Genomic DNA, 21,610 nt, shown 5'->3' with positions numbered 1-21,610 from the left:
AGGCGATTATTTTAAATATCCGCGTGAACTTTATGTAAATGTACTGAACGACGGGGTGACGCCTAACACATTGTCAACCATAGGATAAAATTATGGCTGTGCGCACTCATCTACTTAATATTCCCAACATATTAGCGCTGCAATTAAGGATAGAGTGTTCACAGGGAATTCGCTGATAGTCAGTTTTTCTTTTGGGTGAGCCTGTGATCGCCGTCATAGGTTGGTCGATCACAAGAAATGGGGATTATTATATATTGCAAACTAAGTAGGCATTCTTTAGTTTAAAGGCAGGTTTTTTGTACAACCCTGGGGACTTTTTATGTCAACACCGTCTGTTATTCTTCGCCAGGTTGCAACGGGTGACCTCGACGCCCTGTCCGCGATCTGTTTGAAAACGTCCGACGCCGGTCAGGATGGCACGGCGCTGTACAGCGATCCCACCTATCCGGGGCTGCGTTTCTCTGTGCCATATGCAGTATTGGAACCTGATTTAGCTTTTGTGCTGTGTCAGAACGACCAGGTTGTTGGCTATGTGGTCGGCACCCGCGATACGGTGGCGTTTAATCAGCGTCTCGAAACGCAGTGGTGGCCAGCTCTGCGCAAAAAATTTGCCGACCGTCAGCCTGTCGCGCCGCTTGATGACAAAGTGCTAGACGCTATTCGCCAACCTTCCCACGCCTCAACTGAGCTGACCGACACCTATCCCGCACATCTGCACATTAATATCTTGCCCGCAGCGCAGAAAGGCGGATATGGCCAAATGATGGTAGAAACCGAACTCGATGCGCTGCGTGCAGCGGGCGTCAGCGGCGTACATCTTGGTGTTAGCCTGCAAAACGAGCAAGTTTGCGGGTTCTATTCCAAACTGGGATTCAAATTTCTGATGCGCAGCAATGCCATCTACATGGGTTTAATCTTATAAAAGAGGACTTATGGCTAATCTACAGCTCAAGGCGATCAAGAAGTCCTATGAAAACGTCAAGGTGATCCACGGCATCGATCTTGAGATTAATGACGGCGAATTTGTGGTGTTTGTCGGCCCATCGGGCTGCGGCAAGTCAACGCTGCTGCGCATGATTGCCGGACTGGAAGAGATCACGCAGGGAAGTCTGTGGGTAGATGGCGTAGATATGACCCAACAGCCCGCAACCGAACGCGGGATCGCCATGGTGTTTCAGTCTTACGCGCTGTACCCCAATATGACAGTTCGCGGTAACCTGAGCTATCCGCTGGAGGTGGCTAAACGCCCGAAAGCTGAGATCAAACGGCTGGTCGAGTTGACAGCACAGAAGCTGCATTTAAACGAACTGCTAGACCGCATGCCGCGCGCGCTCTCTGGCGGCCAGCGCCAGCGCGTCGCCATTGGCCGGGCGATTATCCGCGAGCCACGAATTTTCCTCTTTGATGAGCCGCTGTCAAACCTTGACGCCGAGTTGCGCCTGCAAATGCGCATTGAAATTGCCAAACTCCATGAGTCATTGGGCAACACCATGATTTATGTGACTCACGACCAGCTTGAAGCGATGACGCTGGCGGACCGCATTGTCGTGCTGCGACAGGGCGTGATTGAACAGGTGGGTTCACCGCTCGAGCTTTACCATAATCCTGACAACATGTTTGTAGCCGGTTTTATCGGTTCTCCACGGATTAACTTTATGGAGGCTGAGGTAGTGGCGGCCATAGAGGGACGCGTTCAACTGCGTATTGCGGCGCTGGGTGTTGAAAGCCTGATTGTTCCGCTCCAGCAGTCACTGCGCGAGGGCGAGAAAGTATGGCTGGGGGTCCGTCCTGAACATTTTGTTTCTTCGGCCACTGCGGATTGCCAGTTCAGCGCCACGCTGACTTTTGCCGAACGGCTGGGCCACACCAACTATCTCTATCTGGATTATGCGGACGAGAAAACGTTGGTTGTTGAACAGCGGCAGTTGGAACTGCGCGCCAACGGTGATCGCGTCACGTTTGGCATTAATGCCAAAGAGTGCCTGCTGTTCGCGGAAAGTGGTGAGAGAATTCGCTAAGTTTTTCCTATCTATTGCCTCCTCTTAACTCGGTGGAGGAGGCCTCGCTCAGTTACTCTTCGTCTGCCGACGCCGCCAAAATATCAATCAGTTTATTCACCGCAAAGCCCGCCGCACCCAGCGCCCACATTCGGTTTGAGTCGGTAAGAAACATCAGCGGCGTGAGCTGTGGCGTGAGCTTCAGACGGTTTGCCTGAAAGTTCATGGTGACGTTTTCAAGCAGGATCCGCGAGGCCATAGAGGGCTCCATTGCCAGATAGACTACGTCGGGATCGAGTGCAATCGAGAGGTTGGCAAGCGAGATGCCGATGTACTGCCCGGCCCTGGCCAGAATCTCAAGCGCGGCCGGGGAGGGGTGTTGGTCCATCTCAAGCAGATTGGTCATTCCGGGGGCATCAGTTTGCGCCGCCAGGGCCTTGAGGATAGCGCTCGAAGATGCCACTTCCTCCAGATTGGCTGAAGTGCCGTCACCAATCAGGCCGTTTCCAATCTCACCGGCGGTGCCGTGCCTGCCGCGATAGAGCTGGCGTTCGATAATGATCCCCGCGCCAATCCCCTTGCCGTAAGTGGCAATAATCGCCGACTGCGCATTCCCCAACTGGCCGAATACCAGCGTCGCCAGTGCCATCGCATTGGCGTCATTTTCTATATATACAGGAATGTTGAAACGCTCGGCCAGGATATTGGCGATCGGCACATTGGTCCAGTCCAGCACTTTAGAGCGCACGCACGACCCGCTGTCGGGGTCGACAATGCCTGATAAGGCCAGCCCGATAGCGCTGACCTTATCGGCATCGACGCCTCTAAGGAATTTCGCCAACGCATCGCTGAGCTGCTTAGGTGTCATGGCACCGCTCGGAATTTGCTGCTCGCCAATCAGCTTGCCATTAAGGTCTGTCATCACAATCAGATTGCGTTCAGCGTTGAGCTGAATGCCCACCACCGCTGCCTGATCCGGATCAAGACCCAGTAAAATTTTGGGGCGTCCCATCGACTCACGACGTAGTCCAAGTTCGTGGATGATGCCTTTTGCCAGCAGTCGATTAGTGGCCTGAGAAACCGTCGACATGCTTAATCCGCTGCGCACTTTCAAATCAGACTGGCTGATGGGGGCGTTTTCGACAATCAGGCGCAGGAGGCGCGCCGAGACGTTGGGAGCGATTTTGTTGGCAGCGGTCATAGTTTTAGGCGGTCATCTTTTTTGTAAGGGTGGCGTTGCGTTGAATTTACCACAATCGTTTGATTATGTGCGGCCAACAACAGCGCGCCCTGTAGGGCATCGCCCTGTGGCGAAACCAGTTGCTGCTGTAATTTGGGCGACAGATAGGGCGTCACGGGTTGGGCAATGCCGCCCATCAGGCAAACCTTGGCCTGACTGGAGTTCACCAGAAAGGAAAGATGTTGCTCGATATCGGCGGCCAAGCGACAAACCAGCTGCAGGGCGTTGCTGTCCTGACGCGCGGCGTGCTCGAAAACGCACGGTGAAAATGCTCCCCACTGCGCGGGCGTTGCCGAAAGAGTCCACTGGAGCATGGTTTCAGGGCTGTTGTCGAAATGCGCCATGATAATGTCTGTCAGCGGCGAGGGCGCTGATAGGCCCTCGTGGCAGCGCAGGGCGAGCCGGAGTGCGCTGCGGCCTAGTTGGGCGCCGGAGCCGCCGTCGGAAAGGGCAAATCCCCATCCACCTACGGGATGAAAGCGCTGACCGTCGTAGGCCGTGCCCTGACTGCCGGTGCCGACAATCAGCACCGCGCCTGGCCCACCTGCGTGTGCGCCGAGGCAGGCTATCTCTACATCTGAGGCAATATGCCGTTGCAGGAAGGGCATCGGCCAGTCCAGTGCCTGCCGACGAATGCGGGTGACGTTTGCACCGGCAAAGCCAAAGGCGGCGGAGGTTTTTTGACGCGAACCTGCGGAGAGTTCAGCAATATTGAAGCAGTTTTCAACGGCGGACAGCGCGGCGGCGATCGCGCCCCTAAAGTCGCTGAATATGTTGGCTGCGCCTGTGCTGCTATTTGCCAACACGTTACCCTGATTGTCGGTAAGTCGTGCCCGACATTGTGTTCCACCGGCATCAATTCCAACGAAATATTCTGGTTGCAAAGTTCCCCTCCTGCCTGACGCCGCAGCACAAGCCTTACAAGCTATTGAAACAGATGACCTGTGATGAGCCAAAAGATAGGGTAAAAAAACATAAATCGCAATAGTAAAAAAACATCGAAAATAATTATAAAATTAATATTAACATATTCAATATGATACGTTAATTATGTCATTTATGGTTTGCCGGGTTTGTTGACATTACTTTTGTCACCGTAATAAGTTGATGTCTAATCATTAGACAATTGCATGCCGGGCGACCCTTCCTCCGGCGTAGACGTCAGCATTGAGCTCACCTTATTAAGGCAGTCAGGGGATAAAACATGAAAGTAGGCATTGTCGGTCTCGGTTTTCGCATGTCCAATGTGGTTAATGAATTTCATAAAGTAGACCCCGAATTTAGTATCGCTGGGTACGTTGACCCTGCGCCCGCCGGTCTGCCTAACCTTCACACCTTTGGCATCGAGCCGGGAGATGCGTACACGTCGCTGGACGATCTGCTGAAAAATGCCGATTTCGACCTGTTAATGGTGGGCTCGCCAAACTATCTGCATTTGGAACACGTCAAGGCCGGCCTTGAGGCGGGTAAGAGAGTGTTTACTGAAAAGCCAGTGGTGATTAATGAAGAGCAAACGCTAGCGATGGCTGCACTCGTCAGACAATACGGCTCAGACAATATTATTGTTGGCCTGGTGTTGCGCTATTCGCCGCTGTTTATTGATCTGATGCACGCCAAGCAGCAGGGGCAGTTGGGTGAGATTGCCTCGATTGAGGCCACCGAGCACATCCGACCGTTCCACGGCGCATTTTTCCAGCGAGACTGGCGTCGCTATGAGAAATATGCCGGCCCGTACATTTTGGAAAAATGCTGCCACGATATCGATCTTTATCAGGGCTTGATGGGGGAAAGACCGGTGAGAGTGGCGAGTTTTGGCGGGCGAAAGTCGTTCACGCCAGACCAGGAACCTCAGGGTGATTTCAATGCCAGTGCTGAGCTTTACCATACTAAACCCAGCGGCTGGTCGAGTACCGACGCCGTATTTACCAGCGATGCCGACATTATCGATTACCAGACTGCGTTGATTGAATACAGCGGCGGCGCAACGCTGGCTTTTCACGCCAACCTTAACGTCCCTGACGAATTCCGCCGTTTCTGCGTGATTGGCTCAAAAGGTATGGCGGAGGGGGATTTTGTGCGCAATTTCTTCCGGGTTCACGATGCACGTTCGGGGGATAAAGTGGTATCCACCGAATATGAAGGTAACGCCTATGACGGTCATTACGGGGCGGATGCCCTGATGGCTGAGCACGTAGTGAAACATCTTAAAACCGGCAGCCCGCTTAACGTCTCCGTGGTGGACGCGCTTGAGGCTGGATTAACGGCAATAAAAATCGACGAAGCGCGAAAAAAACGTTCAGTCATCGACTTAACTGAAAGCTGGCAGCGTTTCGATCAAGAGTTAGGCCGCATGTCATAATCTTTACCCCCTCCCCGACACCAGGGAACCCTTTGCGGCAAAACCGCCCCTTTTAGGGCGGTTTTTTTCATTACGGTCAGAGAGTTTTCATTCAATGGAACGAAATCACCCGTTAAGCTCAAGACTCTTAACGTGGGATAATTTCCGAATTCCAAGCAGCACCCTAAGCGTGTCTTCGTCCTTGTCTCAGAAAACATCCTGAAATACGAAATCATTCGTCCTGAAAAATTCTATTTTCAGGGTAAAAATATCGATTCATAATTACGCTATGGATAACCGTAGAATATTTTCGGCAGTAATTAATCACTATCCGTAAAGAGGCAATACTTCATTGCTTTTATTTTTCAGGAGACATTATGATTATTATGCAATATCGATTTACCCTGCCTGCCGATTACGATATGGATATTATCCAAAAGCGAATTCGCGACAATGGCGCAAAACTGGACGGTTTTCCTGGTTTATTGCTTAAATTCTATCTCTACTCTCGGAAAGATGATTTGTCGCTACCTGCTAAAGAAAACAGCTATGCCCCGCTCTACGTCTGGAGAAGTGCTGATGCGATGACGCGCTTTTTACAGAGTCAGAGCTTTGTAAAATTGACGCAGGATTTTGGCTGGCCGCAGATTGATACCTGGTTGTCTCTTCGTACCCCTTCGCTCAGTGACGTCAAAAATATGACTTATCTATCAATAGACAAACAGGCTATTGAATCACATAGTGATTTAGAAGTGCTAACTCAAACAGGTCAACTTTGTGCTTGGGATGTCAGTCGCTGGCAGCTATTGAACGTTGCATTTAGTATTTCGCCACAATCCAATAAGGAAAACTACCGCATTGGTTATATCGCAAGTGGCTCGTAGTGGCCTGAACCTGTCAGAGTAAAAGCCCCGGTCAGCGATGAACGATGGGGCACTCCACATATTGCCTCGAGGTGTCAAGATTAGACGTGGCGATTCAGTTAGCCGTAGTATAAATTTTGGAATTCCATTTAAGTCACTTAAGGAATCTGGCATGTCGCAGAATTTACCGGAAATTGAAGTGTTGTTTGTCGCTGGGTTTGGGCCCATCTCGCAGAGTACTGAATCCAGCGCCACGTTTTATGTGCAGGTCCTGGGTCTGCCGCTTAAGCCAATGGAGGGTAACTGCGATTACCTGCTGTCGGAAGAGGGCGCGCTGAAGGGCGTTAAGCATTTTGCCGTCTGGCCACTATCGCAGGCAGCAAGTTCATGTTTCGGCGCTGGGCAGTGGCCAACTGAGCTGCCGATACCGCAGGGATGGATTGAATATGAGGTGCGGGATCTCGATTCTGCTACCCGTGTATTGAGCGAGAAGGGTTATCGCCTGCTGGTGGCGAACCGCACAGAGCCGTGGGGGCAAACAGTCACCCGCCTGCTCAGTCCTGAAGGTCTGCTCACCGGGCTTACGATAACACCCTGGCTTCGCCAGTAATCTGCAGCAGAAAGAAAGCGTAGCCAGTGCTGATAAGTCCCGCGTATACGCATGGATAGCCACCAGTGTTTCAAGAGTAAGAAAACCAAAACATGTACACATAATCGGAACATGACAATAACGTAAATATCAGTGGAATGGATTTCTATGGATAATATTAATAATGCTAAACGGGTTCTAGATGAAAACGCCAAGGTGCTTTATGGCATCTTTGGCTTCATTAGTTATTCTGGCTATTTCCCACCTTTGCCCTTTCTGAATGAATTCTTCCTGGCTGGCAGTGACCCCTGTGATCAAGATGGAAGAATGGCTTGTTGGCGTCCATTTACCCTTATGTTCTCGGAATATGAAGTGGTAAAGGAATGGTGGCTTGCATCTCATCCAAGTACAGTTGAGTCACAGCTTGGTTGCGAATGCTGGGGGGATTGGGTTCAAGAGATCCTCGAGATGTAAGTATCAGTGCAGTTGTACGCAACCATCTGAAGATCCCTCATTGTGGATAACCTTATGATTCCCTGCGTCAGATAGTGATTTAGAGTTGGTGACGGTTTGAAAAAAACATGTAATGTAGGGAAATCGCGAAAAACATGGAGGCACGTAAAGAATGAAGATTACCCGATCCGATGTCGTCTCGGCATACAGAATTTTCTTGAATAGAGAGCCTGAGAGTGAGCAAGCAATCAGCGCATGGCTTGATCAAGACTCAGTTTCAGAAATGCGGGGTGTTTTCCTGCGCTCTGCAGAGTATAGGGAGAGAGAACAGTTAGGTAGCACCCCGTCCATGTCAGGTCTTGAGCCTCTTATGACTTCAGAAATAGACTCTGACATAGATAGGAAAATTCTTGATAAGGTTTTTGACAAAGTCCAAAATGTGTGGACTCAACTTGGAGAGGAGGATCCTCTCTGGGCAGTGTTATCCCTCGAAAAATACCGACATGCCAACCGTAAAGAGGCTTTAGATGATTTCTACTTGACGGGTTCGGGTGATATTGATCTCATTGAAAAAACTTTGACACGAAATGGCATTATTCTTCCAGAAGGCCAGACCGTAGTTGAATTGGGCTGTGGGGTTGGGCGTGTTACTTCCCATTTATCTCGTAATTTTTCGAAAGTGATCGGCGTTGATATTTCAAAAAGCATGATAGACGCAGCAATATCTCATTTTAATGCAAATAATATCGCAAATACATCTTTCAAACTCCTCAACAAAGTCGACGATTATTCACATCTGCCTAAGTGTGATTTGCTATTTTCCCTTATAGTTTTACAGCACTCACCACCCCCTGTAATTAGTGCCGCGGTTCGAGGGGCAATTAAGAGTTTAAATATAAACGGCGTTGCTCTTTTCCAGGTGCCAACGTACATTCCTGGCTACAGATTTATTGCCAGCGAATATATTTCATCTCCAGCACAGGATGGACACCTTCACCCAAGTCAATCTTACGAAATGCACGCAATTCGTCAGTGTGACCTATTAAAGATCATCTATGAAGAGGGTGGAAGAGTTCTGGAAATGTATGAGGATAATAAAATGGGGCCTCATTATCCATCTGCTACATCAAATACCTTATTGGTAGAGAAAATCCGCAGTTAGTTAAAAATAAGAACTACCAGGCCCGCCTTGGCGGGCATTTATGTTATCACCACCGCTCAGCACCCTATCACTTACCCATTTATTTTTTCTTTACGACACAAAAATCTCATGATTGTACTGTATATATAACCAATAATTGTGGGGAATTACCATAGAGCAGGAAAGTTCCGATTTCCACAATAAAAGTATGTCTTTACCCCGACTTATTTAACTCACGGGTATTGCACGTCCTGCTCTTCGTTTGGCTATGAAATTTTGAATTTGTGTCCTATATCCCCATTTTCTTGAGGAATGTCACATGTTCACGATGAGCATTAGCGCTTATGCTGCTCCGGCCATACTGATGTAGAGAGAAAAACCATGAACCGACTATCAGGTTAATTGCCGAAAATCAGCATTGGCCTAATACAGATCTGCGCTTCATTTAACGGGCTGAGATCCAGTTCGGTAATCAGTGAACAGAAGACGGTAATAGAGTTTTTTGTGCATTAAAATTCGTTAATATTATTCATCATGATGATCATTCTATTGCTGGGTTTTAAATGTCACCACCTCTTCATGTTTCAATTTTAAGCTGTGGCTCAGACAGGTTTTGAACGCCGAGTCTGGCGACCAGTCAATCATATGCCGATCACCTGCGAGATAATATAGTAATATAAAGGAATGACGACGTTATAGATTTCGCCGACAGCGACACTGCCAAAATGAAGTCGCCTATAATATCTATCTGTGCCACCTGGGATAGCTACGTCACTCTGCGAAATTAAGATGTGAAATAATAATTTAAATACCGATGAGAAATCTTTTTAATATTTAAATAGCATATTCCATTAGGTTAATGCGCCAATTTACGAGTAATTACCACTACATAACTATTTTAAATGTTAATTCGTGCATGTCTTGTATTGAGGGGGGCAATGTTGTCGTTGGTAGAACACCGCAGCGGCAGATATTTCGCATTGAAACAAAATCAAACAATCTGATGTCAACCTTAGCTTGCTCTATACAGTATAGCCGGTGCTATATTGGAGGTGTTGAATAAAAACCGAACAAAAAACATCAGGCAAGCAAGACAGAGGTTGCAACGATTATGCGTGAAATGAGTCACACTTCCTCACTGACCGAACGAACCAATACGGCCATTGGCGATGCATTATCCGGGCGTAAAAGCGGGTTGATGACGCCGCTGCTGTTTGCCGGACCGGCGGTTATCGCCTCAATTGCGTATATGGATCCGGGTAATTTTGCCACCAACATTCAGGCCGGTTCGAAGTACGGTTATACGCTGCTGTGGGTCGTGGTGATGGCTAACCTGATTGCCATGCTGTTTCAGGCGCTGTCGGCCAAGCTCGGGATCGTCACCAATAAGAATTTGGCCGAAGTGTGCCGTGAGCAATTTTCACCGCCGGTGGTGTGGGGGATGTGGGGTGTCAGTGAAATCGCGGCGATGGCGACTGACTTGGCCGAGTTCCTCGGCGGTGCTATCGCGCTCGCCTTGCTGTTCCACATGCCTTTACTGGCGGGAATGGGTATTACAGCGGTAATAACTTACGCCTTATTGATGGTCGAAAAACGGGGATTTCGCCCGCTCGAACTGATGATTGGCGGACTGGTGGCGGTCATTGCTCTCTGTTATCTGATCGAGATGTTTATCGTGCCGGTGGACTGGGCCGCCGCCGGCATCGGTATGATTATGCCTCAATTACCCGATGCACAGGCGCTGACAATATCGGTTGGGATCATCGGTGCGACGGTGATGCCGCATGCTATTTTTCTGCATTCCGGCCTTACCCAGCACCGTACCGAGGTTAAAAATCAGGGGGAGCGCCGCAAGCTGCTACGATTTTCCAATATTGAGGTGGTCATTGCTCTGAGCGTGGCAGGCCTGGTGAATATCGCGATGGTGATCATGGCTTCCAGTGCGTTTCACAGTGGTCACAGCGATGTGGCAGAAATTGAAACCGCGTACCACACGCTAACACCGCTGCTGGGCATTGGCGCTGCAGGTGTGTTCCTGATCTCCCTGATTGCATCGGGGATCTCAAGTTCTGTTGTCGGTACCATGGCCGGCCAGATGATCATGCAAGGCTTTGTCGGTTTTCAGATCCCGGTATGGCTGCGCCGTCTGGTCACGATGATCCCGGCTTTTATTGTGGTGGCTCTCGGTGTGAACGCTACTGACGCGCTGGTCTATAGCCAGGTGGTCCTGAGTCTGGCACTGCCAGCACCGATGATCGCGCTGGTCATGTTCACCCGCCGCCGCGATATTATGGGCGAGTTCGTTAACGGACGGATGACCGTGACGATTTCCATCATCGGCACAGTCATCATTGTGGCGCTCAATATCGTGTTGCTATTGCAAACTTTCGGGATGAACATTCCGGGTCTTGGATAAGCAGAGTGACTTACTGATGCGAATAGGGTTGGAGTTTGAAGGGCGACTGATGTCGCGCTGGCGGGTTGGTGATGAGATGTCTGATTCGTGAGTTTTCAGGCTGCTCAGTAACAAGGACGTGAATATCCTGCAGCATCTGCTATCTTCTTGCAAAAGATTGGGAGGACTCATGAAGTTACTGAAAAACGAACTGGAATACCGCACCTGGATGTCAGAAGACTTTCTCAGGACTCAAAATTTAAGCCCGGATCAGCAGGAGCGTGAACTGCTACAGCACATGCCAAAAAAATTCCCCTGCATCGCCAGTATCGTCAAAGATCATGGCGACGGGCAGAGTGAAACTGTGAGGTTTTTATCGCCTGAGCAGATTGCACAGTGGTCTTCTGAGATGGGGAAAACCCGGCGCTAAGGTTGTGATGGGAGCATTCCGCAATGTAGAACTTGCACAAATAGCGGAATGCCCAGCCGCTTAGTCAGCCATCGAGTGAGCTTGCAGCCGCTTACGTAGCAAGCAACTCAATACCAATACCGTAGCAATGATTAACACTGTCGCCGACATTAGCACGGCGAGAAATGCGTGATCAAAGGCCACGCGCGCCAGGTGCGTTAGCAGTAAGGTATCGTCGCGGCTGAGTCCTTCAGCGATGCGCAGGGCTTCATCCAGACTGTCGTAGGCGAGATCACCGTCCACGAGATTTTCCGGTAGCACCAGGCTGTGGCTATACACGGCACTCATTAGACCGCCAAGCAGCGTCACCCCGAGCACACCCCCCATCTCCCATGACACATCTTCAATGGCGGCTACCATGCCCGCTTTCTCTTCAGGAGCGTTTAGCATAATCGCTGTTGAGGCTGCGGTGATGGCACCGCCAAGGCCCAGCCCGAGCACAAACAGGCAGACCAACTGAGCAATGATATTGCTTTCAAACAGTAACGTCAGACTGCCGGTACCCAGCGCCGTGAGGATAAATCCGCCCACCATGATCCGGCGTTCGCCATAGCGGGGTAGCATCATTCCCGCCCAGGGACCGGCCAGCGCGGAAGCGACTGGGATCGGCAAAATGAAAAATGCGGCCATCAGCGGAGTCAAACCCAGAACCAGTTGCAGGCGCTGGGTCAGCACAAGTTCAACGCCAATCAGTGCAATCATTGAGATGATCGCGATGGCAACGCCACAGGAAAAGGCCGGGTTGCGGAACAGGGAAAAATCAATCATCGGATAGGCAGCCCTTTTTTGCCGGCGGGCAAACAGGGTGAGGAACAGCACACCGATGACGGCCGACATACTCAGCGCCAGCATCGATGACGTGGGTTTACTCAACTCTTTGAGTGCGTAAATCACGCCGACCAGCCCGATCATGATTTGTCCCGAACCGATCAGATCATACGGACGATCAGGGTTACCGCCTCGATTGGGAATGAATTTCCAGGCGAAAGGGATCACGATCAAAACGACGGGTACATTGATCAGGAAGACCGACCCCCACCAGAAATACTCCAGCAAGACGCCACCTACGACCGGGCCGAGTGCGGCGGCGCTGGAGGACACTGCTGCCCAGATGCCAATAGCCAGCGCCCGCTCGCGCTCATCCGTGAAGACGTGACGTACAATCGACAGCGTGGCTGGCATCATCATGGCCGCGCCGACCGCCAGGAAAGCGCGGGAAGCAATTAACAGCTCGGCCGACGACGAGAAAGCGGCACACAGCGAAGCCAGTGCAAAGACCGGCAGGCCCGCCATAAACAAACGTTTGTGGCCAAGACGGTCGCTGAGCATACCTGCACCGGGCAGCAAACCTGCCACCACCAGCGGGTAAGCGTTGACGATCCACAGCTTTTCGGATGCCGTTGCATCCAGGGCTTGCGTAAGACGCGGCAACGCGGTGTATAAAACCGTCATATCGACAATGATTAAAAACAGGGTGCTGGTGATGATTGCCAGTATCAGCCAGCGGTTATTGGCGTGCATAATAGAGTCTCTGAAAAAGGGCGGCTCGGGTGAGTCGCCATGCTGCCACCATCGGACGATTTTCATGGTGAGCGATCAATAATATAAATCCATACGTATGTATTTAAAAGGTCTTTTTTTATGGGACGTCAACGCAGCATCGACCGAGATAAGGTTCTGGATGCCGCCGAGGAGATTGTTGCCACGCAGGGTGCTGCCGGGTTAACCATTGATTCGGTGGCGAAAGCAATGGGTATCTCCAAGGGCGGGGTGCAGTATTGTTTTGGAAATAAAAATGCGTTGATTGACGCCATGTTTGAACGCTGGGGTAAAGCGTATGACAACGTGTTTGAGCAGATTGCCGGTGATTCACCCTCTCCGTTGACCCGCGTTCAGGCACATATGCAGGCTACCCGGGACTCCGATCAGATCTCCAGCGGTAAAGCTGCTGCGCTGATGGCGACGCTGATACAAACGCCAGAGCATCTGGAAAGCTCGCGCGAATGGTATCGCAGCCGGATTGAAGGTCTGGATTTGACCAGCGAACAGGGCAAAAAGGCCCGCCTGGCTTTTCTGGCGACGGAAGGGGCTTTTATGCTGCGTTTTTTCGGTCTGATGGACATCAACGAGCAGGAGTGGAATGAGATGTTCGGGGATATCGAGAGTGTAATTTTGAACAACATAAAAGAGTGAACAACTGCGGAGCAGGGGATAAAGTCAGTCACCTGTCCGCCCGTACTCTGGCCGTCCCTCGCTATTATCGAAGACGGTTATTTATTCCGATATCAGCATCGAAAATATCTGGCTGATTTGGTCTGCATTTATATTTTTAGTGTTCACTGAACGGTTTTTTCTTCTCTTTGCAAAAAATGAGATTTATATCTCATTCCTGAGATATACCCGAAAAAATCAGTGCAAAAGAGTATTTATAAAAATTTAGGTTAGGTATATTCGCCGCAGTGGATTGTTACCGTTAAGTCGGGCAAAACCCGAAGTAAAATTATCTTTTTTCATTCAGGATGATTTTATTTCGGGTTTTTTATTGGATTTTTTCAACCTCGCCAGTGCACATGCTGGTTTAATAACAAAGAACAAAATGGACAGGCCATGCTATGGAAAAGTTAAGAATTAGTTTAATTATTGCTCTGCTGTGTACACCTGCGATATCTCTTGCGGAAATATCTGATATTCGCGCCAGTGACTTCATTAAAAATAGTTCCCTGGAGTTAGGGACCCATAACATCCTTAAATATCTCGATGAAGGTGAGACAGGGAAACGTAATGTGCATAATGCCTGGGGACAGGGCATTTCACTAGATTATAAGTCTGGCTATATCAATAACTTTATTGGCGTCGATGGTTCTTACTACGGAGTGATTAAACTGGCGGCAGCGGATAATTTTGCTTCAAGAGGAATACTGTATAACGACAACGGCGAGGCCAGCGGGTTTAACAAAATTGGCCAGCTTTACGGTAAAGCAAAATTCTCAGAATTTGGCATTGACGGCAATCTCTACGGCGGTTGGAAACTGTTAAAACTGGGTGTGCTGACGACGTCGATGCGTGCTGCACCCAATACTTATCAGGGGTTAAGCGGTGATGTTACCTGGGACGCTTACCGGCTGCGAATGGCGTATGTTAATAAATCCTCCAACCGTGATTCACCGGATAAGGTTCATTTCCTGACCAGCGATGGCAAGGATATTAATTCAATCTATACTGGCGATCTGCAATATAAATCTGACAATATCACTGCGCTGTATATGTATGGCGAGAGTGAAGATTATTTGCGTCGTAGCGGGCTTGAACTGGCCCTGAAGCAGAATAAAGCCTTAGCCTACGGTGTACAGATTTACACCACCGATACGCTGGATAAATATGACAGCATGCGTTCGAGTAAAAAAGATTTTGACACCAGCGCGACACATTATGCAGTAGATATGACATGGAAGCCCGGGAAATGGGTAGTGAAACCCGGATTTGAATATACTCAGGCGCACAAGACCGACGGCATAGGGCAATTCCCGCGCCATATCAGTAAAAACTCACGCGGCACCTTTAATTCAATGGCTTATGCCGGTCTGGATTATATGCGCGATGAAGAGAAGGTGATCTCATTTGATTTGGGATATAACCTGACGCCAGATTTTTTAATGGGGATAAACACCCATTATGGCTTCTTTGATTACAAGGGTCAGACGGTTAAAGAAGGTGAGTTTAATGTCTACACACTCTGGAAGCCCTCTTCGCCTGCACTTAAAAACCTAACGATATTTACGCTGGCGGGACCGGGCCGTACTTTCGAACATAACGGCACCACGCCAACCGTCGACAGCAACGGCATAATTAAAAAAGTTGACAGTATCGCGTATGAATTCCGTATTGATTATAAATTCAATATTTTCTGATCTGTTTCATTAATAAGGAATATACAATGAAAAAGCACATGATTGCCGCATTGGCATTAATCACACCATTATTGTTCTCGCCAGTGCAGGCCGCACAGGCTCAACCGGACAGCCAGAGTCCGGTGGCGAAGGTGCCGGGTGAAGTGACCCTCTATCTGACCCGCCACGGTAAAACCATGTTTAATACGGCGCACCGTATGCAGGGCTGGGCGGACACACCACTGACGGGCGCAGGCGTGGAAGTCGCGACGCAATTGGGGAAAGGTCTCCAGGATGTGCATTTTAGCGCGGCCTATTCCAGTGATGCAGGTCGGGCGCGCGAAACGGCTAAATTAGTGCTGGCTGCTGCCGGGCAAGCCACCCCGATTATTGAAGAGTCTTCTTTGCGTGAAACCTGCTTCGGTTCCTTTGAAGGAACACTGGAATCGGTAACCTGGGAGCCTGTGGCGAAAAAACTCGGTTATAAAGACTTTGAATCTATGGGCCAGGGGTTGGGTAAAAGTGAAATCACGCTGGATCAAATGATGGATACGCTGGCGAGTTTAGACCCAAGCGGTAAAACTGAAAACGCAAAGCAGGTGCGTACCCGCATGCAGAATGAGTTGCGTGCTATCGCTGAAAAAGTCAGTGCGGACGGCGGCGGCAACGTGCTGGTGGTGTCTCACGGTATGGCGATCCTCACCATGCTGAAGGGATGGGTACCGGCCGATCAATTACGTGAACCTCTTAAGAATGCCAGCGTGACTAAAATTACCTATCAGAATGGTAAATTCACCGTGGGTCAGGTTGGTGATATGAGCTACGTTGAAAAAGGTAAGCAGGAAGAGGTAAGCAGTAAAAAGGACTGAATCGCAAACAGATAAACGCCTTCTGATAACAGAAGGCGTTTAATTTTATCCGTCACCAGAAGTGATATTCCCCGTGAGGCACGGGGAATAGGAGGTTAGGATTGGGTAACGCGACTCACCGGCAGATGCTTAGGCGGTTTGATCACGAAGAACACCAGAACCGCACCGAGTGCGGCGACGCCACCGGCCAGGATAAAGGCGCTGTCGAAGCGACCGGTGTTCTGCACGATAAAACCAGTCACCACCGGGCCAATAATTCCCGACACACTGCCGATCAGATGAATAAAGCCGCTGGTGCCGCCCACGCGTGATTTGTGCACCACGTCTTGAATAATCGCCCAGTAAATTGCCCCAGTGGTATACAGGAAGAAGATAGAAATCGACATTAGCACTACCGCAGGCACGACGCTGGTCACCACGCCAGCCAGTGCGACACAAATTGCTGCGGCTGACAGACTGACGACCAATATTATTTTTCGCGATAGCAACAGGCGGCCGGTAATATTGAAGATCTTATCGGAAATAATCCCGCCCAGTGCCAGCCCGACAAACCCGACAATCCATGGGATCACCGTCGTCAGGCTCATCTCTTTAATATTCAGGCCGTGAGCCTGTACCAGATAAGCCGGGAACCAGCTGAGGAAGAAGAATAAAATATAGTTGTAGCAGAAGAAGGCAAAGGCGGTGACCAGAATAATGGGCTGACGCAGGTAATAACCTAAGCCATGGGCGGCCTGGGCTAAATCCTCATCTTTGCTCAGATGCTCATTTTTCATCTGGTCAATTAAACGTAATTCGTTTTGCGAGACGTGCTTACTTTTTAACGGGTTATCCGCCACCGTGAAGAACCAGATAACCATCCAGACAATACCAATGGAAGCAATCACCATAAAAGCCGGGCGCCAGCCAAAAGAGATCGCCAGATAGCCGACAATAGGCCCGGCCACCGCGCCGCCTAACGGCGAACCGGCGCTGAGTAGCCCCATGGCGGTGGCTGCCTGTCTCTTCGGAAACCAGCCATTGATCATCTTATTGGCTGAAGCGCAGATAGGGCCTTCGGCCATACCAAATAATACCCGCAAAATAAGCATGGAATAAAAGCCAGTAGCAATGGCCGTCATTCCGCAAAATAGTGACCACATGCCGACAGCTAAACCCATGACAATGGTCGGGCCGAATTTATCCACGGCTAAACCGCCGAGGAAGTTAAATATAGCGTAGCCGAAGAAGAAACTACCAAATATTAAACCAAATTGTTCTGGGTTAATGGTCAGCTCTTTTTCTATCATCGGTACGGTGATCGACAGCGCAACGCGGTCGAGGTAATTAATCATGTAAACCATAAATAACAGGAATACGATGACCCAGCGTAGGTTCTTAAACATAGAGGCTCCACTTGGTGTTATTTATAATAGTGATGCGTACTGTAGGGTGTTGTATAAATTGAATAACATTCGGGTATTACAGGCACTGAAATAGGAAGGATGAATATTCACCCTTCCTGAGTGATGACCTGGCTAATCAATGTGTCGTAAATCAGCCATGCATCGGGAATTTCAACAGCACTTTGCAGCAGGCGCGCTGGTCTTTTTCAAACAAATGCATAGCCGCTTCAACGTCCGTGGCTGGCATCCAGTGTGTCACCAGTTTTTTGGGATCAATTTTTCCCTGCTCCATCCATTCAATCACCTGTGGGAAGCGGTGGCTGTTAAGGCGCGATGAAAACAGTGAAATCTCTTTACTGGTAATACTTTGCTGGGTCACGCTACTGGTTTCACCGGAGAAACCCATCATGCCGATTCGTGCAGCAGGTGAGGCCAGTAAAATGGCTTCCTGTAAAATCGCCGGATGACAGGCAGCGTCAATCACTATTGTTGGGCGAATCCCTTCCGCAGCCAGCGCGTCGGCCACGGATTGATACTGATTATTGATGATCCAGTCTGCGCCGCTCTGTTTCGCCATCGCCAGACGTTCGTCAATGCGGTCGGCGACAATCACTTTCTGCACGCCGTAAACCCCTTTCAGTACCTGAATCACCGTCAGGCCCATCGGTCCTGCACCGTAAATCAGTGCAGTGTCCTGCGGTTGGGGTTTCAGGAAAGCCGTAATGTTCGCGGCGATGGTAAAGGGTTCCACCATACTGGCCAGTTCGTCGGAAATGGCGACCGGAACACGATACGCATTGGCCGCAGGCACACAGGCGTAGTCACTGAAGCCACCGTCGCGGTGCACACCGATCACCTGCAATTCAGTGCACACGTTAGGCCTGCCGATGGAACAGGGGTAGCAATGACCGCAGCTGACGACAGGATCGACGACTACGCGCTCGCCAATTCGTATCGCATCCACGCCTTCACCCACGCTGTCGATGTGGCCGAAAAACTCGTGGCCAATTACCCGCGGATATTTGGCAAACGGATTGTGGCCGTGGTGAATATGCACATCTGAACCGCAAATTCCGGCGTAACTGACTTTTACCCGCACTTCCCCGGCGGAGGGTTGCGGTAACGACCGCTCTTCGATCACCAGCTTTCCTGGCTGTTGTATCACGACGCTTTTCATTTTCGACTCCCTTACCAGTTCCACAACGTGCCGTCTTCCAGACGGGCCACCGGCAGATGCGCCGGCTCATACGGATATTTCGCCGCCAGTTTTTCGTCAAATTCGATGCCGAGCCCCGGCTTATCTCCCGGATGCATATAGCCATCATTGAAGGTCCAGTTATGCGGGAAGACTTCCAGCATCTGCTCGGAATAGCCCATGTACTCCTGCACGCCGAAGTTCGGCACCCACAGGTCAAAATGCAGCGCGGCAGCCATGCAAACCGGCGAAAGATCCGACGGGCCATGCGAGCCGGTGCGCACTTGATACAACGACGCAAAATCCGCAATCCGGCGCATGCCGGTGATGCCGCCCGCGTGGGTCAGCGTGGTACGGATATAGTCGATCAACTGCTCTTCGATCAGCTGTTTGCAATCCCAGATACTGTTAAACACTTCACCGACCGCAATTGGTGTGACGGTATGCTGGCGGATCAGACGGAAGCACGCCTGGTTTTCAGCCGGTGTCGGATCTTCCATCCAGAACAGGCGATATTGTTCGATGCTTTTACCAAAGCGTGCCGCTTCGATAGGCGTCAGGCGGTGGTGCATGTCGTGCAGCAAATGCTCGTCAAAACCAAACTTATTGCGCACGGCTTCGAACAGTTTTGGCGTGAAATCGAGGTATTTTTCGGTGGACCACAGTTGCTCTTCAGGCCAGACGCCTTTGGTGGCCGGTTCGTAAGCCAGACCTTTGCCTTTCGCCATGCCGTAGGTGGTTTTCATGCCGGGTACGCCGCACTGAGCGCGAATCGCTTTAAAGCCCAGCTCTTTGTGTTTGGCGTAATCGTCCAGCACTTCATCAATAGAGTGGCCAGTGGTGTGGCAATAAACCATCACGCCGGTGCGCGAAGCGCCACCCAACAGTTGGTACAGCGGCATATTGGCGGCTTTGGCTTTGATGTCCCACAGCGCCATATCCACCGCCGAAATGGCCGACATGGTCACCGGGCCGCGACGCCAGTACGCGCCTTTGTAGAAGAACTGCCAGATATCTTCGATCTGGTGGGCGTCGCGGCCAATCAGCTGCGGGCAGACGTGATCTTTCAGATAGGATGCCACCGGCAGCTCGCGGCCATTCAGGGTGGCATCACCGAGGCCGGTAAGGCCGCTGTCGGTGGTAATTTTCAGCGTGACGAAGTTACGTCCCGGACAGGTAACAAACACTTCAGCGTTAACAATTTTCATCAATCAAACCTTTTGTAGAGATGTTGGCTCAGTTCATTGAATGAAAAATACGCTTAATGCTAACTACCATACAAGTATACATATCGGAATTTGCAGGAGAGGATCACAGTTTGTAGCGTAAAGGTTACAGAAAGTTGGTGGGGTTTACTTCTCCCCCTGAAAAGGTGAGGGAGAAGCAAGACGTGAAGTTAGCCTAATAGGGGGCACTGGGGAGGCAGGCGGCACTGAATGGCTTTTGGCACCACGTCGATGCGAAATCGGGTGCCGGTCAGCGGCTCGCCGTCGAGATTAAAGGTCATGTCATGCGGCGCGTTGATTTCCAGCCACGGCAGCGATGCGGAGATCACATTTTTGTTCTCTTCGTTATTGACCAGACTGCGGATAAAAGACGGCAATAACTCTTCGGAAGTCAGCAAGCGTAGCTGAAGCAGACCGTCGTTAATCAGCGCGTCAGGGCAAATTTGCTGGCCGCCACCGGCCTGTCGCCCGTTGCCGATGCCGATGACCAGCGCTTCGCCCGCCCATGAAAAGCCCGGCCCGGTGATATCGCAGCGGTCCGCTTTCAGGGTGTCCATGCGCAGCAAACCGTGGATGAAATAGGAGACGCCGCCCAGTGCAGACTTGAGCTTTTCAGGCGTTTCGGTAGTGATCCGGGTGCCAAAACCACCGGTCGCCATATTAATGAAATAGTGTTTGTCATTGACGCGGGCGAGGTCGATATCCACTGCGCGGCCTTTGATTGCCAGTTGTAATGCCTGATCCAGCACCACGGGAATATCACAACTGGTGGCAAAGTCGTTCGCGGTGCCGAGCGGTAATATACCCAGCACCGGGCGCGGGCCGTCAGGCAAATTCACCAGTGCACTCGCGACTTCATTGATCGTGCCATCGCCGCCGCCGGCGATCACTGTTTGACAGCCTAATGCAACCGCTTCAGCCAGATAGCGTGCCGCATCGCCGTGTTCCCAGGTGACACGGACCTCGAGGCGGGTGCCTTCTGCGCGTAGAGTATAAATCGCCTCACGCAGTGCCTCATTGCCTGCCCCTTTTCCGTTTAAAATCAGCAGCGCACCGGGCGTTTCTTTCATGCTTTCCTTCATGAATGTCTCCTGTCTGTAACAAGGTTCAGACTCTAGCAGTAAACATAGATGACAAACCAGGGGATCGGCTATCGGAATAATCAGTTAATGTTCAGAACAATGACAACATTATTCCCTGATTATTTGAAATACATTTCCATATTTATTGGGCTGGTATTGAGACAAAAGAATAGAGGATATTTAAATGAAATTCAGGCTGGAGGGTTTTATTTTACGGGGTTCAGTAAGTGAATTAAATAAGGAGAAAACCAGGGGGTGTGAAAAGAGAAATATAAAAGAAAAGCCAGCTCAAGGGAGATTGAGCCGGCCAAGGAGGTGGTTCTTAGTGTAGTCCGATAATTTATTTATCATTCTTCTAAATTGCGAACGAATAATAACGAATACAGGATGGAGTGAATGTGACCGGTTTCTTATTTTTGATTTTATTTTTTTTCAAAGAGGCAGAAAAAACGCCACGTAATGTGGCGTCATTGTTGATATT

General features: G+C 50.2%; 19 protein-coding genes. 12 read left to right on the top strand and 7 right to left on the bottom strand.

Annotation, left to right across the window (positions count from 1 at the left end):
* Positions 1-319 precede the first annotated feature (319 nt).
* Positions 320-922 (top strand): GNAT family N-acetyltransferase, encoded by a 603-nt coding sequence (locus EAH77_RS04330; protein WP_140470582.1) that lies wholly within the window; start codon positions 320-322, stop codon positions 920-922.
* A 10-nt stretch (positions 923-932) separates the two neighbouring features.
* Entirely contained in the window at positions 933-2,018 is a 1,086-nt protein-coding gene (locus EAH77_RS04325; RefSeq protein ID WP_140470581.1) for an ABC transporter ATP-binding protein, read from the top strand.
* 52 nt (positions 2,019-2,070) lie between these two features.
* On the opposite strand, the gene EAH77_RS04320 is transcribed toward EAH77_RS04325, so the two are convergent.
* Together EAH77_RS04320 and EAH77_RS04315 are read right to left on the bottom strand one after the other, a co-directional pair.
* Positions 2,071-3,198, bottom strand: a complete 1,128-nt coding sequence (locus EAH77_RS04320) for an ROK family transcriptional regulator (RefSeq protein ID WP_140470580.1) — start codon at positions 3,196-3,198, stop codon at positions 2,071-2,073.
* A complete protein-coding gene (locus EAH77_RS04315; RefSeq protein WP_140470579.1) occupies positions 3,195-4,121 on the bottom strand; it encodes a BadF/BadG/BcrA/BcrD ATPase family protein in 927 nt (308 codons plus the stop codon). The genes EAH77_RS04320 and EAH77_RS04315 overlap by 4 nt, the downstream gene beginning before the upstream one ends.
* Before the next feature lie 320 nt (positions 4,122-4,441).
* Between EAH77_RS04315 and EAH77_RS04310 the strand changes: the two genes are divergently transcribed.
* The 7 genes from EAH77_RS04310 to EAH77_RS04280 all read left to right on the top strand — a co-directional run bounded on the left by EAH77_RS04310 (position 4,442) and on the right by EAH77_RS04280 (position 11,446).
* Entirely contained in the window at positions 4,442-5,596 is a 1,155-nt protein-coding gene (locus EAH77_RS04310; protein ID WP_140470578.1) for a Gfo/Idh/MocA family protein, read from the top strand.
* 356 nt (positions 5,597-5,952) lie between these two features.
* Positions 5,953-6,459, top strand: a complete 507-nt coding sequence (locus EAH77_RS04305; protein ID WP_140470577.1) for a DUF4865 family protein — start codon at positions 5,953-5,955, stop codon at positions 6,457-6,459.
* A 151-nt stretch (positions 6,460-6,610) separates the two neighbouring features.
* Positions 6,611-7,048 carry a VOC family protein gene (locus EAH77_RS04300; RefSeq protein WP_140470576.1) on the top strand — a complete coding sequence of 146 codons (438 nt, stop codon included), beginning with the start codon at positions 6,611-6,613 and terminating at the stop codon, positions 7,046-7,048.
* A gap of 147 nt (positions 7,049-7,195) precedes the next feature.
* Entirely contained in the window at positions 7,196-7,501 is a 306-nt protein-coding gene (locus EAH77_RS04295; protein ID WP_140470575.1) for a hypothetical protein, read from the top strand.
* Positions 7,502-7,652: 151 nt separating this feature from the next.
* Positions 7,653-8,642, top strand: a complete 990-nt coding sequence (locus EAH77_RS04290; protein WP_140470574.1) for a class I SAM-dependent methyltransferase — start codon at positions 7,653-7,655, stop codon at positions 8,640-8,642.
* A gap of 1,090 nt (positions 8,643-9,732) precedes the next feature.
* The gene (locus tag EAH77_RS04285; protein ID WP_140470573.1) at positions 9,733-11,037 is read left to right on the top strand and encodes an Nramp family divalent metal transporter; all 1,305 of its coding nucleotides are present in this window, start codon (positions 9,733-9,735) and stop codon (positions 11,035-11,037) included.
* 169 nt (positions 11,038-11,206) lie between these two features.
* Entirely contained in the window at positions 11,207-11,446 is a 240-nt protein-coding gene (locus EAH77_RS04280) for a hypothetical protein (protein WP_140470572.1), read from the top strand.
* Positions 11,447-11,506: 60 nt separating this feature from the next.
* On the opposite strand, the gene EAH77_RS04275 is transcribed toward EAH77_RS04280, so the two are convergent.
* Positions 11,507-13,006, bottom strand: a complete 1,500-nt coding sequence (locus EAH77_RS04275) for an MFS transporter (RefSeq protein ID WP_140470571.1) — start codon at positions 13,004-13,006, stop codon at positions 11,507-11,509.
* A 120-nt stretch (positions 13,007-13,126) separates the two neighbouring features.
* On the opposite strand from EAH77_RS04275, the gene EAH77_RS04270 reads away from it, so the two are divergent.
* The 3 genes from EAH77_RS04270 (at position 13,127) to EAH77_RS04260 (ending at position 16,241) form a co-directional block, all read left to right on the top strand.
* Positions 13,127-13,678: a TetR/AcrR family transcriptional regulator gene (locus EAH77_RS04270; protein WP_140470570.1), complete on the top strand. Its 552-nt coding sequence runs from the start codon at positions 13,127-13,129 to the stop codon at positions 13,676-13,678.
* A gap of 419 nt (positions 13,679-14,097) precedes the next feature.
* The gene (locus tag EAH77_RS04265; protein ID WP_140470569.1) at positions 14,098-15,393 is read left to right on the top strand and encodes an OprD family outer membrane porin; all 1,296 of its coding nucleotides are present in this window, start codon (positions 14,098-14,100) and stop codon (positions 15,391-15,393) included.
* Between the two features lie 26 nt (positions 15,394-15,419).
* The gene (locus tag EAH77_RS04260) at positions 15,420-16,241 is read left to right on the top strand and encodes a histidine phosphatase family protein (protein ID WP_140470568.1); all 822 of its coding nucleotides are present in this window, start codon (positions 15,420-15,422) and stop codon (positions 16,239-16,241) included.
* Positions 16,242-16,336: 95 nt separating this feature from the next.
* Here EAH77_RS04260 and EAH77_RS04255 read toward each other — a convergent pair whose 3' ends face one another.
* From EAH77_RS04255 to yegS, 4 genes are all read right to left on the bottom strand, one after another.
* Positions 16,337-17,626, bottom strand: coding sequence for an MFS transporter (locus EAH77_RS04255; protein WP_140470567.1), 1,290 nt, complete (start codon positions 17,624-17,626; stop codon positions 16,337-16,339).
* Between the two features lie 151 nt (positions 17,627-17,777).
* Complete coding sequence (locus tag EAH77_RS04250) at positions 17,778-18,803, bottom strand: Zn-dependent oxidoreductase (RefSeq protein ID WP_140470566.1); 1,026 nt, start codon at positions 18,801-18,803, stop codon at positions 17,778-17,780.
* Positions 18,804-18,814: 11 nt separating this feature from the next.
* Positions 18,815-20,029, bottom strand: coding sequence for a D-mannonate dehydratase ManD (gene manD, locus EAH77_RS04245; RefSeq protein ID WP_140470565.1), 1,215 nt, complete (start codon positions 20,027-20,029; stop codon positions 18,815-18,817).
* Between the two features lie 188 nt (positions 20,030-20,217).
* A complete protein-coding gene (yegS, locus tag EAH77_RS04240) occupies positions 20,218-21,117 on the bottom strand; it encodes a lipid kinase YegS (RefSeq protein ID WP_140470866.1) in 900 nt (299 codons plus the stop codon).
* Between the last annotated feature and the right edge of the window lie 493 nt (positions 21,118-21,610).

Source organism: Ewingella americana, assembly GCF_006438725.1.
Lineage (GTDB): Bacteria > Pseudomonadota > Gammaproteobacteria > Enterobacterales > Enterobacteriaceae > Ewingella > Ewingella americana_A.
This window is presented reverse-complemented; position numbering and strand designations above follow the sequence as displayed.

Coding starts and splice junctions, on each gene's coding strand:
- EAH77_RS04270 (WP_140470570.1), top strand. CDS start 13,127: ATGGGACGTCAACGCAGCATCGACCGAGATAAGGTTCTGGATGCCGCC.
- manD (WP_140470565.1), bottom strand. CDS start 20,029: ATGAAAATTGTTAACGCTGAAGTGTTTGTTACCTGTCCGGGACGTAAC.
- EAH77_RS04305 (WP_140470577.1), top strand. CDS start 5,953: ATGATTATTATGCAATATCGATTTACCCTGCCTGCCGATTACGATATG.
- EAH77_RS04300 (WP_140470576.1), top strand. CDS start 6,611: ATGTCGCAGAATTTACCGGAAATTGAAGTGTTGTTTGTCGCTGGGTTT.
- EAH77_RS04325 (WP_140470581.1), top strand. CDS start 933: ATGGCTAATCTACAGCTCAAGGCGATCAAGAAGTCCTATGAAAACGTC.
- EAH77_RS04275 (WP_140470571.1), bottom strand. CDS start 13,006: ATGCACGCCAATAACCGCTGGCTGATACTGGCAATCATCACCAGCACC.
- EAH77_RS04310 (WP_140470578.1), top strand. CDS start 4,442: ATGAAAGTAGGCATTGTCGGTCTCGGTTTTCGCATGTCCAATGTGGTT.
- EAH77_RS04330 (WP_140470582.1), top strand. CDS start 320: ATGTCAACACCGTCTGTTATTCTTCGCCAGGTTGCAACGGGTGACCTC.
- EAH77_RS04290 (WP_140470574.1), top strand. CDS start 7,653: ATGAAGATTACCCGATCCGATGTCGTCTCGGCATACAGAATTTTCTTG.
- EAH77_RS04250 (WP_140470566.1), bottom strand. CDS start 18,803: ATGAAAAGCGTCGTGATACAACAGCCAGGAAAGCTGGTGATCGAAGAG.
- yegS (WP_140470866.1), bottom strand. CDS start 21,117: ATGAAAGAAACGCCCGGTGCGCTGCTGATTTTAAACGGAAAAGGGGCA.
- EAH77_RS04255 (WP_140470567.1), bottom strand. CDS start 17,626: ATGTTTAAGAACCTACGCTGGGTCATCGTATTCCTGTTATTTATGGTT.
- EAH77_RS04320 (WP_140470580.1), bottom strand. CDS start 3,198: ATGACCGCTGCCAACAAAATCGCTCCCAACGTCTCGGCGCGCCTCCTG.
- EAH77_RS04260 (WP_140470568.1), top strand. CDS start 15,420: ATGAAAAAGCACATGATTGCCGCATTGGCATTAATCACACCATTATTG.
- EAH77_RS04285 (WP_140470573.1), top strand. CDS start 9,733: ATGCGTGAAATGAGTCACACTTCCTCACTGACCGAACGAACCAATACG.
- EAH77_RS04265 (WP_140470569.1), top strand. CDS start 14,098: ATGGAAAAGTTAAGAATTAGTTTAATTATTGCTCTGCTGTGTACACCT.
- EAH77_RS04280 (WP_140470572.1), top strand. CDS start 11,207: ATGAAGTTACTGAAAAACGAACTGGAATACCGCACCTGGATGTCAGAA.
- EAH77_RS04295 (WP_140470575.1), top strand. CDS start 7,196: ATGGATAATATTAATAATGCTAAACGGGTTCTAGATGAAAACGCCAAG.